This is a genomic window from Adlercreutzia equolifaciens (assembly GCF_029076695.1).
Classification (GTDB): Bacteria; Actinomycetota; Coriobacteriia; order Coriobacteriales; family Eggerthellaceae; genus Adlercreutzia; species Adlercreutzia equolifaciens_A.
Genome location: NZ_JARFIK010000128.1, coordinates 1 through 367, shown reverse-complemented (window position 1 = coordinate 367; position 367 = coordinate 1). Strand labels below are relative to the sequence as shown.

1 protein-coding gene is annotated in these 367 nt (G+C 38.1%); it reads right to left on the bottom strand.

Annotation, left to right across the window (positions count from 1 at the left end; genetic code table 11):
- The coding region (locus PZH32_RS11760; protein WP_275208437.1) for a type I restriction enzyme endonuclease domain-containing protein at positions 1-367 on the bottom strand (367 nt) is incomplete at both ends.

The following is a 367-nucleotide window of genomic DNA, read 5'->3' as shown; positions in this document are numbered from 1 at the left end:
CAGCAAGCTTCAAGAGTTCCTGAATTACTTCTTCATTGGTAAGCATACCGTTGAGATACTGATTCATAGCGCGCTGAATGATTTCAGAAAATTTTTCCGATCTGACAATATTTGTTCTTCGGTATACCGAAACCTGCTCAGCGATAAGCTTTTTCAGTATTTCTATAGCCAGATTCTTTTCTTTCATACCGGCTATTTCTTCAAGAAACTTTGGATCAAAAAGTGAAAATCCTTTTTGAACATCCGAAAAAAGATTGATGACTCCATCACTTTTAATACTCTGTTTCAGCAACTCATTAATACGGGCATTTATTTTATCAAGGGATAACTTCTGCTCTGTTCCTCCGCTGGCAAGACGCACCAGCAC